Annotated in this window: 10 protein-coding genes; 3 read left to right on the top strand and 7 right to left on the bottom strand. The window is 42.9% G+C overall.

All coding sequences use genetic code 11. The annotated features are described in order from the left end of the window. Positions 1-407: 407 nt before the first annotated feature. Positions 408-998 (top strand): mechanosensitive ion channel family protein, encoded by a 591-nt coding sequence (locus L9Q40_RS13930; protein WP_014235114.1) that lies wholly within the window; start codon positions 408-410, stop codon positions 996-998. 113 nt (positions 999-1111) lie between these two features. On the opposite strand, the gene L9Q40_RS13935 is transcribed toward L9Q40_RS13930, so the two are convergent. Beyond that, a complete protein-coding gene (locus L9Q40_RS13935; RefSeq protein WP_498793640.1) occupies positions 1112-2737 on the bottom strand; it encodes an ABC transporter substrate-binding protein in 1626 nt (541 codons plus the stop codon). 133 nt (positions 2738-2870) lie between these two features. On the opposite strand from L9Q40_RS13935, the gene mpaA reads away from it, so the two are divergent. Further along, positions 2871-3581 carry a murein tripeptide amidase MpaA gene (mpaA, locus tag L9Q40_RS13940; RefSeq protein ID WP_434170518.1) on the top strand — a complete coding sequence of 237 codons (711 nt, stop codon included), beginning with the start codon at positions 2871-2873 and terminating at the stop codon, positions 3579-3581. Positions 3582-3823: 242 nt separating this feature from the next. Here the strand turns inward: mpaA and L9Q40_RS13945 are convergent, their stop codons facing one another. From L9Q40_RS13945 to L9Q40_RS13960, 4 genes are all read right to left on the bottom strand, one after another. Beyond that, a complete protein-coding gene (locus tag L9Q40_RS13945) occupies positions 3824-5500 on the bottom strand; it encodes a flagellar assembly protein A (protein ID WP_498793641.1) in 1677 nt (558 codons plus the stop codon). A 220-nt stretch (positions 5501-5720) separates the two neighbouring features. Next, on the bottom strand, positions 5721-7742 hold the full coding sequence (locus L9Q40_RS13950) for a tRNA(Met) cytidine acetyltransferase TmcA (RefSeq protein WP_498793642.1): 2022 nt from the start codon (positions 7740-7742) through the stop codon (positions 5721-5723). A gap of 120 nt (positions 7743-7862) precedes the next feature. Continuing rightward, a complete protein-coding gene (locus tag L9Q40_RS13955; RefSeq protein ID WP_498793643.1) occupies positions 7863-8837 on the bottom strand; it encodes a ParB/RepB/Spo0J family partition protein in 975 nt (324 codons plus the stop codon). Between the two features lie 7 nt (positions 8838-8844). Then, on the bottom strand, positions 8845-10062 hold the full coding sequence (locus tag L9Q40_RS13960; protein ID WP_014235120.1) for an AAA family ATPase: 1218 nt from the start codon (positions 10060-10062) through the stop codon (positions 8845-8847). A 1239-nt stretch (positions 10063-11301) separates the two neighbouring features. Between L9Q40_RS13960 and L9Q40_RS13965 the strand changes: the two genes are divergently transcribed. Further along, positions 11302-13272: a replication initiator protein RctB domain-containing protein gene (locus L9Q40_RS13965; protein ID WP_020335045.1), complete on the top strand. Its 1971-nt coding sequence runs from the start codon at positions 11302-11304 to the stop codon at positions 13270-13272. 290 nt (positions 13273-13562) lie between these two features. Here L9Q40_RS13965 and L9Q40_RS13970 read toward each other — a convergent pair whose 3' ends face one another. Then, complete coding sequence (locus L9Q40_RS13970) at positions 13563-14030, bottom strand: transcriptional regulator (protein ID WP_498793644.1); 468 nt, start codon at positions 14028-14030, stop codon at positions 13563-13565. After that, positions 14030-14962 (bottom strand): ATP-binding cassette domain-containing protein, encoded by a 933-nt coding sequence (locus L9Q40_RS13975; RefSeq protein ID WP_498793645.1) that lies wholly within the window; start codon positions 14960-14962, stop codon positions 14030-14032. Before L9Q40_RS13975 ends, L9Q40_RS13970 begins: the two co-directional genes overlap by 1 nt.

The raw sequence follows: 14962 nt of genomic DNA on the forward strand, positions 1-14962 counted from the left end.
CTCTATCTGAACCCGAAATAGTTCACCTCTTCCAAGAATACCCAGATAAGCACGAAACCAACAATAACAGCCAACATCATAATCGCTTTTTCATCTTCTTCCATATGCCTCATCTTATTCCACCTCGCAGATCTAAGCACCCTCGCTTCGTTAATCAAGTGAGATAACTTGCTGTCATAACTAGGGTCTGTTGACCTTATTAGATTAGCAGTAGAAAAGCGCGAATTCCGGTTCTCAGTGTGCGCAATAGGCACATCAATTTGAGATATGCGAGATAAATCAAGTCATATTCAAGTACGAGACAAAGTTGACCAGCTAAGATAAAAATTGTGATTACTTACAGTAAAAAATCAGCTATAACAGCCGTTTGTTAGTACCATCGAGTTGAAGAAAGGCGAGTTGAAGAAATGAATGATTGGATCCAATTAGATCAAGTGAACCAGTATTTCAACGAAGGCTCTCTTGGATATAAAGTGTTAATGGGCATCATTGTCTTGATCACTTATCGGATCCTGAAAAGAGTTGCCAACCGAGCCATCATAAACCTAGCCTCATCGAAAGGGGTAAAGAAGGCACGCTTAAGCTTTATTCAGCGTTGCTTTAACGTGGCACTGTTGTTTCTGACCGCATCCACTTTTGCGATTGTCACTGGCATCGGATACGGTGATGTATCGCTGTTCTTATCCTCCATATTTGCAGTCCTGGGGGTCGCGTTTATTGCCCAATGGTCGATACTGAGTAATATCACCGCAAGCTTTTTGATCTTCTTCGTATTTCCATATCGCGTCGGGGATCGGATCAAAGTCGTCGATAAAGATGAAGACATCAGCGGTGAGATTCAAGAGATCAGCATGTTTCATGTGTTGATCAAGCACGAAAACGGCAACCTTATCACTTATCCAAACAACCAAATATTACAGAAAGCGGTGTTAAAACTGGCCAAAAACAAGCCTGTTGCGACTAAAGCCAAGTCCCGAATTTACACCCGAAGAAAGTAACCCGGAGCTCGAGTAAGTTGGTTTTAGACGTGGGAAGCAGATAGTCAGTCTGCGACAAAAATAGTGTGATAAAAATTAAAGCCCCGAGAGTTCGCTCTACGGGGCTTTATTTTTTACTTCTTAATGTACAGGTCTTTAGAGTAAATTCGACCTTCTACGTTGTTTTTAGCAAAGCCACCAACGTTAGGACGCACTAATCTCGCCTGCATGTAATAGTAAATTGGGGCGATAGGAACATCTGCCGCAATCAGTTTTTCGGCTTCGTCGTAGTACGCCTGACGTTTTTTATCGTCTGTGGTCGCGAGTGCGTTGTCCATCGCCTGGTCGTATTCGGTGCTTTGGTAACGCGCAAAGTTCCCTGAGGAATCCGATCTTAACAAACTCAGGAATGTCGACGCTTCATTGTAATCTCCACACCATGAGGCACGCATTACATCAAAATTACCTTGCTTACGCGCCACTAAATAAGATTTCCATTCTTGGTTTTCCAACTCTACCTTCGCGTCTAAGTTATCACTGAGCATAGAAGCAATAGCCACAGCAATGGCTTTATTCGACTCACTGGTATTGTAAAGAAGTTTAAAGTCGAGTGGCTTATCTTTTCCATAACCCGCTTCTTCTAATAACTGACGAGCCTTTTCGTCACGTTGTTGCTGTGTCCAGTTGCTGTAGTCCGGTTGAGTCGCATCAAAACCAGCCGTATATTGGTGAGCAAACGTGTATGCGGGTAAGTTACCAACCTGGGTAACGCCATTGGTAATGACGTCGCGCATGATTGAATAAGACACAGCCTGACGGACTCTTACATCATCAAACGGCGGACGGGTTGTATTGAACGCGTAATAATACGTACACAATAATGGCACTACTGTATACGCGTCCTGATATTCTTGTTCCAGCTTCTGTGCCATATGTGTTGGAACATCAGAAGTGATGTCTACGTCGCCAACCACATAGCGATTAATCGAGGCATTTTGATTCTCGAACGGGATGTAAGTTACGTTGGTGAGGTGCGTATTGTCTGCATCCCAATAATTAGGGTTTTTCTTCAGTTCAATGCGTTCATTGACTACCCATTTATCAAGGACAAATGCGCCATTACCGACAAACTGTTTCGGATCGCTCCATGGTTTCCCACCCTGCTCCACTGTCGATTTATGAACAGGCATCATTGATGTGTGACCTGTCATTGCCACAAAGTACGGAACTTTACTTTCTAGCTCGAAGCGAAGTGTGTATTTATCTAGAGCCTTAATACCTAACTCTTCAACTGGCAGTTTACCTTCAGCGACATCCACAATGTTCTTGATGCTTGTCATTTCAAGATACCAAACATTTGGTGACGCCAATTGAGGATCAACAGCCCTTCTTAACGCATACACAAAATCGTCTGCCGTTACTGGATCACCATTGGACCATTTTGCGTCTTTGCGTAAATGGAAGACAAACGTTTGGTTGTCTTTCGTTTCCCACGACTGGGCGACACCAGGAACAATATTGCCATCACGATCTTGAATCACCAACCCTTCAAATAAGTCTCGCAATATATGCATTTCTGGCATCCCTTCGGCCTTTGCCGGATCGAGAGTGGCCGCTTCAGCATCATTCGCTCGCACTAAAACTTGCTCAGCGGCAAGTTGAACATCTTCAGGTATGACATCTGCAAACGCAGAAATCGTTACGACAGGGGTAAAAAGAGAGGAAATAAGCAATGTCTTTGAGAATTTTTTAATATCCATATCGTTTTTAGTTCTCCTAACTCGTCTTTTGAAGCCAACGCCACAATTAACAATACAACCATTGACGAAATTTAACAGTTCGGTTTATCTAAGTAATTAAAATTAATATTACTTCATCTGGTTGGAGATTATGGTGAATCTAATTCCAAGAACGGAAAGAGCTGCATTTTTAATTAAGCCCAAAACCTACGGAAAGTCCGTTTTAGGTGCGCCTTTGCTTTACTTCCCTGCTCAGGTAGAAAGCACATCACGTGGTTTGATATTAGCTGGAACACACGGAGATGAGACAGCTTCTATAACAGGTTTATCATGCGCGCTAAGAAGTTTGCCAGTAAACGGCTTACATCATGATGTGGTGTTATCGATGAACCCGGATGGCAACCAACTCGGTACCAGAGCAAACGCCAATCAAGTTGATCTTAATCGTGCCTTTCCAACTCAAAACTGGACTGAGCATGGCACTGTGTATCGTTGGAGTTCTCATACTCCGGTACGCGATGTAAAAGTAAAAACGGGTAATGCAAATCAACTTGAGCCTGAGGTGGCCGCGCTAATCAATCTTATCGAAGAAAGACGACCAACATTTGTGGTCTCATTCCATGAACCGCTGGCCTTTGTGGATGACCCAAAATTTTCTGCCTTAGCAAAATGGCTCGGTGGCCAATTCGATCTCCCATTGGTCGAAGACGTGGATTACGAAACTCCCGGGTCATTTGGCACTTGGTGTAGTGAAAGAGAACTGCCGTGTGTCACTCTGGAATTACCAGCCGTGTCCTCTGATTTAACAATAGAGCAGTACCTACCCGCGATTATTGCACTGCTTCAGTATGAGCCTGTTAATTAAGGTTTTACGATAAAAAAGGCATTTCATATATGCTTTGAAAAAGAGAGACATAGGTATGCGATTTACAGTGTAAAACGCCGTTATGTAGGTCGAGTCAAAAAAGTCTCGTATTTCAAGAGGTCTATTTTTGTAGATAGAGAATCACCCTACCCAACGATTGAAGACTCAGTTTAGTACAAGCGTCGATAAAGCCTGATTGTGATTCCTATACGCTAAAGGATTTAGAAACAAAAATTAGCCGTCTACGCGATGATGGATTCTTGCTCGAGATTTGCCGACACATTGATTTCGTATTGATTAAATCGAAATGTGCAACCGCCGTGGGTGCGTTTGGTTGTCACTTGCTCGTTACCAAACTGAACGGTTACCCGAGAAAAAACGTGTTCTTTCGCTACCACCGTATTTTCTTTTAGCGCAAGTTCAAAGGCGATTTCGGTCTGATCAAGTTTCAGCTTTAACTCTTCCACTAGGCGGTTATTTTGGGATTTTAACGTTTCTATTTCCACACCTTCTGCTTGATTACGTTCTGCTTTGGGACGCTTTTTGAATTCTAACTCTTTGCGGATGATATCCATCGTTTCAGCTTGTGCGTTTTTATACTGTTCCTTTAAGTTGCCAATATGCTCCTTATACAAAGAATAGCCTGTGAACGCTTCTACCCTGGTTGCTGTATCTCCTTCTACGCCCAGTTGCAAACACAACACATTTTTGGCGACTTTAGCGTGGCCACCACTCAATGTGCCATTTTTACCACTCGCATCCAGAACTGTCAGGGTCTTACCGCAAGTGATTTCGTTATTCATGCTATGGACTGCGAGCTCAATGTCTTTACCTGCAGATAGTTCACTATACTGCGCGTAACTAGCCCGAATCGAACCTTTGGTTTTCACACGACAACTTCTAGGTTGGCCATCACTAACGGTATGACCAATAATTCCTTTACCGACCAGAATGTCATCGCGCGCTTGAACATCAGCGGACTCAATAAATCCACCTACCGTAATCGAGCCTGTCGCCTGAACAATCATGCCAGATTCAATGTTTCCGCCAATAATCACGTTTCCTTTAAATTTAACGTGGCCAGTATTAACGCCAACATTGTTGAGGCACAGTGCGTTGTCGACTTCAATCGTATTGTTCTTTATTAGTGGCGTACCTGAAATTGAAGCAATGAGAAGATTTGGATCACTTGGACAAACTTCACTACCTTTGCCCGCTTTGAGAGCGGTATCTTTGCCCGCATGCGCGGGTATAATTCGACCTTGGACAGTGAAACCGGAGATTTCTTTAGTAGCAGGAGTGCGGCGCATGACTTCATCACCAACATTGACAGAGATTGTTTCGCCAAGATTTCTCAAGTCTATTTTGTCGCAACTCGATTGCCCCTGTTTTGGCTTGAGTATACGTTTGGTGATGTCTTTTACCAGAGGCGTAAAAATAGAGTCTTTACCTTTGATTGGCGGTTTACCAACAGCAACAGGTTGTGTGAACGTTTCTCCAGGCCTAAGTTGACTGCTGACCAGCATTACTTTCTTTAAGGCGAGTTTGTTGATTCCCTTGGTAACCTTTGCTTGTGCAAGTGCCCTAACAATTTCTTCTCCACGTAATCCTCGTCCGCCATAAGCGCCGGTTACGGTGATACTTGCAAGCATATCGTTATTGGACAACTCCACAGTAATCTCTGCGTCTTTCTTCTGAGCGACCACGAGGCCTTTATAAGCTAGCGCGTCTCGAACTCTCACGCATTCAATAAATCGGCTGACCGCGTCATCTTCAACAAATAACGAATCGGCATTCATTAACGTAAGTTGCGCAAGTAACTCTTTTCTATCGAACTCACTTTCCAAATCCACATCTGGTGACAGACGAGCGATTATCCTTGTTCTGTCCTCAGACCACTCAAGACACAGCTTCCACATAGCGATACCACTTTGCTGAACATCAACACCATCAGTCTAACTAAAAATATTTTCTCGACAAACTGTGCAGTCTTAATAATCAAGCTTATATCACTAATAGTGAGATAAATGTCAATTCCGCCAAGTCAGTGAATAGTATCGTGAATATAATCTAAACCAGCTCAAATAGGACAAATAAAAAAAGAGGCGATTTACAGTGTAAATCTACTTGATGCCTGCTTTACAGTGTAAATTCTTTCAGAAGCAACTGCACTTCCCACCGAATTTCTTGTTCAACTTGCTTACGTCCAGTCAGTTTGAACTGTTTCGCACAGCTCTCCCAATCATGGTTAAGGAATAACTTGCAGATCATTAAATCGGAAACAGATACTAAGCCATTTTTCAATAGCCACTGTTTTAACCACACAAACACAGATTCATAACTACCTCCACCTAGAGCGTAATTGCGAATAAGCGTAAGTTGGCAAGGATGGAGAGCGATCTTCATTCTTGGCGCACTGAGTAAACTTCGATATAAACTAGGCTCTAACTTCGAGTAAACCAGATTGGCGCTCATCGACATAAACTCACATAAAAGTAGCTCAGCGTCATCAATCCATTTCTGCGGTTTATTAGCCAACTGTCTGACCATCAATAAAGAGTAACAACCACTTGCGGCATCGCGCATTGTTCCAAGTCGAATCGGTTGATAACCGACACTATTCCAAAAGCGAAACAGCTCATCTGTCAAACCAAAGCTGGTGGAAAGATAATTGACATGAGAAGGTAGAGACTGCTCAAGTTGAGTAAGCATCCGCTTCCCGAGCCCTCTGTTTTGTAACTCAGGATGCACCGCGATACGCATAATACGGAGCGTTGAAAGTCGACCGACATCAGGCATGCCGAGTTGATTGATAATAGTAACAGGGGCTAGATGACCAGGTGGACGACGTCTACCGAGTTGAATATCAGAAATAATCGAATCATCTAAACTGCCCTCTTCAACCGTCATGACAACGCCGACTATTTTCTTTTCACTCGTTGCTACATAAATAGAACTACATTCATCTTGAAGTAAGTGCAGCAAATCATTCGGAGAAGTTTGATAGTGCGCATTCACCAAAAGAGCAAAACAGTCACGTAATAAACTAGGATTAGAAACCAATTCATGCTTTGCAATTTTTTTAAGTAGGAATTCTTGCGCAGCCACGGATGGAGGGGCCGTCAATTCAGCATCCAATACAAATGCTTGATATAGCCAGGACTCGAGAATATCGCCTTCGCTCCAGCGGATTGGTTGTTTAAGATGACAGGTTTTCATTCCGGCTCTTTGCTTTCTCAGCCAGTCAACAAACTTAAGCGTAAACCCTCGTCCACAACCCTCGTAACCGTGAATGGTGCTAGAAAATACAAGGCGATGGAAATGAGCCGTCATCTGCTGCAACATAGGAACTGGAATTGCAGCGGCTTCGTCGACAAGTAGTAAGTCACATTCGGGTAGCGACGCGAGTAACTCGTCCGGCGCGATAAATTGTATGCTCCCCTGCCCGGCTTCAAATCTGTCTTTTCTGATACGCTGGCCGCTTGGCAATATTCGTTCTGCGTGTAAGAAAACCGGTTCTACCGCTTTAATAGATGGTGCTGTCACTAACACTCGCAGCGGCTTAGTTTGTAATAAGTTCGCACACGCGATCCCAAGGGCACTGCTTTTCCCACGGCCACGGTCTGCGGTTAACACTAAAGGGCGTTTTCGATGGCCTGTTACCACTTTTTCAATCGCAGCAACAGCCTGCTCTTGTTGCGTATATCTTTGAGCTTTACTAGAGGGTTCAAAACTTGGTAACTCAGGCACAGTTTGATATTGCTCTAAGACAAGTAACTTCTGCCACTGAAACGCCATCCACTGTTGAGCGCAGTTTGATGGCTCAACATTATCGGTAGCAACAATCAGAATTCCACCACCAACTAGTGAGCCCAATGCTGCAGAGAAGCTGTTCGCATCAAAGTTTTTACGCGCATCATAAACGAGCACATCACATTCTCTTCCTAGCAACATATGCCCTTGTTTGCTAGATACTGAAAAGGCGTCGCCTAACGACCATTCACCGACACAAAACCAACGTAATTCTTGATGAGCTTGATAGAACGAAGTGATAAGTTCATTTTGCCAGTCGCCATCACCCTGGATAGCCACGCCTACGCGTTGGAAAGACTGAAATGCCTTTTGTTGAAGTAAAGCGAGAGACTGTGTTTGTGTATGCATGCTCTATACCCAAGGTTTAATCAACGCCATATTACCACAACTTAAACAGGCAACTGATCGGCAAGCAAAAACAACAGGCATAAAAAAACCGCCCGAAGGCGGTTGAAGTTTTGATTAACGTTATTGCAATTTGCTGTGAACAAAAGCAAGAATTTCTTCCATCAAACTGTCATCTACTTTTTTAAGGTTCAGTGCCAGATTACTGCCTTTGCGGCTGTAACTCGCGCGACCTTTTATCAAATCGACTTTGTCTACCTTTGGCGATGGTTTGGCTGGTGATAATTCAGTAATCCAACTTTCTAGGCTTTCTGTGACTTCTTTTGTTAGACGAGCAACACCTTGCGCTGTGCTACGCTGCCACAAGTATCCTTCTGTTGTACGACATTTATCTAACAACCCTTGCTGATGTTCAGGGCTTAGATTCGTAAACTGCTTGTGCAATTTAACAATGGTTGGGCGACCAAGGTCGCCAACATTTGGATACGCTTGAAGCAACTCTAGTGGTAAAGAAGCCGCTTTTAACGCTCCACTTACCAATGCCTCACTGCATTGGAACATTTTCGCCAGCGCTTTCTGGTCTTCTGCTTCACCGCTGTCTAACTTGGCTTGCATCTCCTTACCTTTCTCATAAAGAGAGAGAGGCTTGTGAGCGTTTGCCACATCAGACAGGAACTTAGCATGATTAGAGTTAATGTTGTCACCAACATAAACCAGAAAATCTTGTTCAGCCAGGATACACGATTTACGACGACGACTACCGTCTAATACTTCAATCATGCCATCTTCAGTTCGACGGCCGACGGCCGGATACTGCTGACCACGCTCTTTTAACGTAACCAATACATCAGATAAAGCATGCTCATTCAAGAAAGATTGTTCACGTGCGTTATCGACAAAGACGGTCGTTTCAGACTCAACCTTGTCAGCAGGAATACGAACCAACTCAAATTGAACGGTATTCTCACCTGCAACCGCTAACTCAATGGTTTGCGTTTTTTCTTTTGCAGCGGTTTGCGCTTCTTGAGGCGTGGCTACACGGCGTTTATTAGTTTTGCCAAATAATTTTGCGTTTAATTCAGACGTTTTCAAAGCCATTTACTTATTACCCCTGATTCAATGACGGCCAATTAGAGTGCAATACACGCTCTAGTTCAAGTGCGCTCTTATGAACGGCGTCTTGAGCGGTTGCGAGCGTTTTCTTACCACCTTCAAAATCACTCACAGTGAGATCAAATACCGTACTGTAGGTGTCAGCACAGGTTTCAAACGCTCGACTACGCGGAATGGTAGCCATCATAACTTGGTCACCTAGAAGATAGTTCATTTCAGTTAAAACAGAAACTTGCTTCTTATTGTCGTCTTCAAACATGGTTGGCATTAAGCGCACAAACTCAAGGCCATTCCAATCTTCTGGGAACATTTCATACACTGTCGGTAAGTGTTGGAAAAAGTTTACCGTTGAAGCCCAGTCAAGACGTTTGGCTGCACATGGAATCAGCAAGGCGTTAGAAGCATACATTGCATTCCAAACTAGCGGATCCACGTGCGGGCCGGTATCAATCATGATGATATCGAAATCATCTGCAATAATGTCGATAAGCTGCTCTTTTAACAAACGCACGATATCTAAAGATGGGTCTTCAGATAAGGTTTGCCACGCTTCGGCATTAAACATCGCGTCTTCTGGGAAAGCAGAGATTGACTTCAAGTTTGGATATTGCGTAGGTAGCAATACATTCTTATGCAAAAACTCACTATCAATCTCAACACCGTCTGGCACGTTACCTAACATAATATCAACGGCAGAATAGATATTATCGTGTTCAGCGACACTGATTTGTGGGTTTAGGAATAGACGTAATGAGCCTTGTGGATCTAAGTCAATCAAACAAATACGGTAGCGTTTATCTAAGTTAAGCGCTAAACAAGCCGCTAAATGCACCGCCGACATCGATTTACCCGTACCACCCTTTTGGTTTTGTACGTTGATAATCCACGGCTTATTACCATTGTTTTTTTTACGCTCGTGGAATTTAGGCACCTCAGCCGCATCCATCAGCATATGTGCTTCTTCTAACGTAATGGAATAATGATTGGCGTTATTCTTTGTAAATTGATGGCCAGCGGCTTCCATTTTACCAATCGCGTCATCGAGTTTTCGACGAGTCAAACCCGATCGGGTTTCCATCATTGCCTTAGACATTGGAGGGAAGTAGTTGTCACTTCGCTCTTCCAAAACAATCTCAATACGGTCAGCTTGAACTTGTTGTGTGAGTTCTGCTAACTCATGAAGATTTTCAATCGTTTTTTCTCTTTTCATGCCAATTTCCGTTGAAAGGATATCTGATTGCAATTGTACAGCAGTGAACACCAATAACAACAAAAAGGTGCACAAACATTTTGAATAACAATCACATATAAAAACAATAAAATCGACTCTTTTATGAATTATGGTAAAAAATATATCAAAATATAATCAAACAAGTTCGCACAAAACGCTTTGCTAACTCTATAAATTAAAAGTGTTACAGTGTCACTCATTTACAATGTAAATTAAATTTTATACGGAACGATTATATTGACCGGCTAAATTACGGATTATGTAAAATCAACATGTTTACAACAATAAATGCAGAAACGGGGGCAAGATTCATTCACAGATACCTACTTGATCATGCTTCCAAAGCATTTGAGACCGTTTTTTAATAGATGGCCTGGAAAGATGATCAAGAGGGTTGCTTGATCATCTTTCCGTGTCATATCCAACTTACGAAAGCATGATCATGGCAAAGTAGGGGAGAGCATGAGTAGATGGACGTTATTCTATGCGATCAAACCATCGGAAAAATGATCAAGTGAATAGTTTTCTCGGAAGCATGCTTTTTACTCGCCATTTTACGGACAAATGCAGATATACTGGGGCATTCAGAGAATCAAGCGTAAACAAACCTCGGAACGATGAAATAAAAACATGGTATTTGATAAGTACGGCTATCATGATCATGCTTCCTAAATTTAGAACAGAGATAGGATTTACACGCTTAGTACTGATATCTGATGATATTTTCACCACATGAATAAATTACCGCCGAAATGAGACTTTAACTTGGCATTAACGCTACTCTTGATCATCGATCCGGAACCAAGGAGGCGGTAAAATCCATGGTGTTTACACCTTTGTTGATCAAGCAAACCCGCATTTCTGTGGATAACCTGTACAAATGTCATGATCATCGTTTCAAGACCATTTTGATCATCTTTTCAGAAACTTAATGATCATGCTTACGAGAGGATATGATCATGCTTTCAAAATATTGTTGATCATCGTTTCGTTATGTTCATGATCATGGTTCCGCAAGAGGCTTCAATAATTCCCTTTTATAACAACAACTTAAAATGATAAAAATTGCCAGATCAATAGATCATATAATCAATTAAGATCAGAATAATCAAAAAGATCAGTTATTTAAAAAACAAGATTTTTTCTTTATTTATGATCTGTTTTTCTTTATTCTTCGGAACCATAGCACAACTACGGCTAGTGTGATCTGGATCTAAAATGATGGCTGATGAAAAAATTCTGATTAAAGCACCAAGAAGCCACAAAGACGGGCATCTTTTTGAAGTGCACGAATCTTCTGCAGATTGGGTAGAACAATACCAACACTTCAAAGGGGTGACCAAAAGCATCTTAGAATTGCTTAATCTGATCTCGTTGAGAGGTTTCAGCAGCAAAGATGGACTTGTATCAACCACTGAAATCGTTGAAGCAACAGATGGTCAACTGACTCGTGCTGCGTTACAACAACGATTACGAGCAGCGGTGAACATTGGTTTATTTACGCAAACTCCAGTTCGCTTTGAAGAAGGACTGGCAGGTAAAACCATGCTTCACACGTTTGTTAATCCCAATAAGCTCATTTCCGCTTTGGGTGCAACGAGCTTAGTTACTGAAAAAGTCCGCCAGAATGAAAAACAAAAACGCTCAAAAGCACTAGCTCAGACGCAAGTAAACAAACGCTTGCTGACAGAACATGGCTTAAACACGCCGCCGACGATGAAAGATGAAGCGGATCAATTTGTCGTCTCTCCAACTAATTGGGCAGGGATCATTGACCAAGCTTTGGCGCCACCACGAACTCGTAAGAGTTATCAGAAGTCGATGGTGTCGATCTCTGGTACGAAAGCGGTAATAGAAACTCGATCGTCAAAAAATATCATGACAGTAGATGATCTGATGACCTTGTTTGCGCTGTTTACCCTGACCGTGCAATACCATGATCATCACAAAGATCAGTACCATCTTGATGCTGCTCATGTACCGAATAAAACACCGCTGTATATCACCGACATCCTGTCATTGCGTGGTAAAAAGGACAGTGGACCTGCTCGTGATTCCATTCGTGACAGTATCGATAGAATCGAATTCACCGACTTCCAGTTGCATGAGCTTACAGGCCGCTGGTTAAGTGAAAACATGCCGGAAGGTTTTAAAAGTGATCGATTCCGCTTTCTAGCGCGAACGATCACCGCATCAGAAGAAGCGCCAGTTGAGGGCAGCGACGGTGAGATCCGAATCAAACCTAATTTGTATATATTGGTTTGGGAGCCGTCGTTTTACGAGGAATTACTAACTCGTGATTACTTCTTCCTGTTTCCGCCAGAGATTCTGAAACAACATACTTTGGTGTTCCAGTTATATTCCTTTTTCCGTAGCCGCATGGTTCGTCGCCATACGGATTGTATGTTGCTTAGTGAACTGAATCAGAAGTTAGCGCGTAACATCGAGTGGCGTCGATTCTCCATGGATCTTATCCGGGAACTGAAACGATTATCTGATGGAAAAGGGACGGAAGATCTTTTTGTTGTTAACTTATGGGGCTACCACCTGACGATCGAAACCATGATCGAGAAAGGCAAAATCATGGATTACCAGATCGATATCAAGTGTGATGTTGAGGAAGTCTTGCGTTATTCACGTGCTCGTACCACAAACGCAGGAAAGCGTAACATGGCTCCTACGCTGCCAAACCCACTTCGTAATGAGATGGTATCCAAACAACAGCTAGAAGAGCTCTCAGGCATCATTGACGGCGAATTTGAGCCTATTCAGCGCAAAGCACCGTCTCCTCGTGGTAATTTAGGACGTAGGATCAAGCAAAGAAAACATCTGGTTGAGATTAATGCAGATGAAATTACCATTACTCTATCCAAATATACCTCACCAGAGGCTCTGGAACGCAGCATAACGGCGTTATCAGCAATGACAGGGCACTCGTACGCCTCGATTAAGGAAGAGTGCTCTGAGTACATTGAGAAGCTTGATTGGTTAAGAGTTGGAGATGACCCGTTACCTTATGAGACTCTGAGTAAGACCGTTGAGCTGTTCAATACGCAAAATGATCTCAAACATCTTACTATTGAGCGTCTGATTGCCGGTTTAGCGGTTCGTCGCAAGGTCTGCAGACAAATTTATGATGGCCATATGGATGAGATGGTGTATCGAGCTCTTGATGAAATGGCGATTTAACATCAATCAGGTTTATGAATTGAAACCAATTAATGTGACTGATTGATTTTAAATGTAAATATATATTTCGACAATAGAAAACAGACCTAACTCTAACAAAATCATGACATAGCGGTTCGGAGTCGAGACTAAGCTTGATCTCGAATAGACAACCTTTTGTCCTTTCTGATGATTAATAGATAGGCTCATATATTGTTACATTCATTCTGAATAGACTTCGCGAGTTTCTGCTTAGGAAACTCGCTTTTTTTTGTCTCAAATTCGGGGAAAACCTTGATCATCTTTCCGGCTTAATGACGTAAACCTTGATCATGCTTCCTGGTTTCATTCCAATTTAAAGATCGCATCAACGCCACATGTGACTCGATCAAGCTGTGAGCTTGTTGTTGCCACTCACTTTGATCGCACTGCTGATTACAAAACTCTAAAGCGAGCACCGTAAGATGCTGCAAACGTTTCAAACACCAGTCCTTAATTTCAATATCGGTTGATGCCTGACACGCAGCTTGTTCCAGTTTTGCACTTGCGTAGAGCAAGGTTTGGTAGGCTTTTTGATGGTCATGATACCTGGCGTGTTGGAATACTCGTAAACAACCGTCAAGCCAGCAAGCAATCGCTTTACTTTGTCGCTCGCACAGCTTGGGCCCAAAGACCTCATCTGGTGCCTGGTATAAGATCGTTTCCAATTTACCAACTTGATCATGCTTCCGCTGTTCATACCACATCGAGATCTGATCTTGCCAAGTACTCAATTCCATTACGCTGCCTCAGTCCATTGTTTTACAAAGTGATTTGGCCCTATTTGATCAAATTCGTCGACAATGATGCTGCTTCGACTACGAATCTCATCGGCGTCTATCGAATAGTTTGGTTCATTTTTCACTAAGTTACCAAAGGGGAGGTCTGGATCGGGTACGGCAGAAATCAACAGCTTAGTATAAGGGTGCTGCGGGTTCTTGAGTATTGAGTGAGTATCACCCCATTCAACGATTTGCCCCTTGTACATCACTGCGGTTTCTTCTGCGATGTAGTGTGCGGTTGCCAGATCATGAGTTATATATAAAAAGCCAATGCCAAGCTCTTGCTTCATTCGCTGCATTAAATTCAAGACGCCCAAGCGAATGGATACATCAAGCATGGATGTCGGTTCATCCGCGAGAATTATCTGTGATCCAACGGCGAGAGCACGCGCTAAATTAACCCGTTGGCGCTGGCCACCACTTAGCTCGTGTGGGAACTTATTTAACGTTTCCTCTGGAAGTTCCACCAGCTTCAACAGCTCCAGCAAGCGGGCAGATATGTCACGATCAGTTTTGACTTGCTTATGAATTTTGATAGGACGCGTGAGGTGATGGCGAATAGTATGCGTTGGATTGAGTGAGCCAAAAGGATCTTGAAAGACCATTTGTACTTTACTGCGATACTCTCGGATATCAGATCGAGTCGTGATCTCATTGATGTCGGTACCATTAAACAGGATCTTGCCCTCAGTTGCCGGATAGACTTTCGTGATCAAGCGCGCACAGGTGCTTTTACCGCACCCAGATTCACCGACCAAAGCCAGTGTTTTCCCGGAATAAAGATCAAAACTAACGCCTTGCAGAGCGCGAAAGGTTTCTTCTTTCTCAAGACCGCCGCCGACTTTGAACTCTTTAATCACATCTTTCATTTGGATAATAGGCTGGTTCAT

The organism is Allocatenococcus thiocycli, from assembly GCF_921292965.1.
Classification (GTDB): Bacteria; Pseudomonadota; Gammaproteobacteria; order Enterobacterales; family Vibrionaceae; genus Vibrio; species Vibrio natriegens.

Coding starts and splice junctions, on each gene's coding strand:
- L9Q40_RS13930 (WP_014235114.1), top strand. CDS start 408: ATGAATGATTGGATCCAATTAGATCAAGTGAACCAGTATTTCAACGAA.
- L9Q40_RS13935 (WP_498793640.1), bottom strand. CDS start 2,737: ATGGATATTAAAAAATTCTCAAAGACATTGCTTATTTCCTCTCTTTTT.
- L9Q40_RS13945 (WP_498793641.1), bottom strand. CDS start 5,500: ATGTGGAAGCTGTGTCTTGAGTGGTCTGAGGACAGAACAAGGATAATC.
- L9Q40_RS13950 (WP_498793642.1), bottom strand. CDS start 7,742: ATGCATACACAAACACAGTCTCTCGCTTTACTTCAACAAAAGGCATTT.
- L9Q40_RS13955 (WP_498793643.1), bottom strand. CDS start 8,837: ATGGCTTTGAAAACGTCTGAATTAAACGCAAAATTATTTGGCAAAACT.
- L9Q40_RS13960 (WP_014235120.1), bottom strand. CDS start 10,062: ATGAAAAGAGAAAAAACGATTGAAAATCTTCATGAGTTAGCAGAACTC.
- L9Q40_RS13965 (WP_020335045.1), top strand. CDS start 11,302: ATGATGGCTGATGAAAAAATTCTGATTAAAGCACCAAGAAGCCACAAA.
- L9Q40_RS13970 (WP_498793644.1), bottom strand. CDS start 14,030: ATGGAATTGAGTACTTGGCAAGATCAGATCTCGATGTGGTATGAACAG.
- L9Q40_RS13975 (WP_498793645.1), bottom strand. CDS start 14,962: ATGAACCAGCCTATTATCCAAATGAAAGATGTGATTAAAGAGTTCAAA.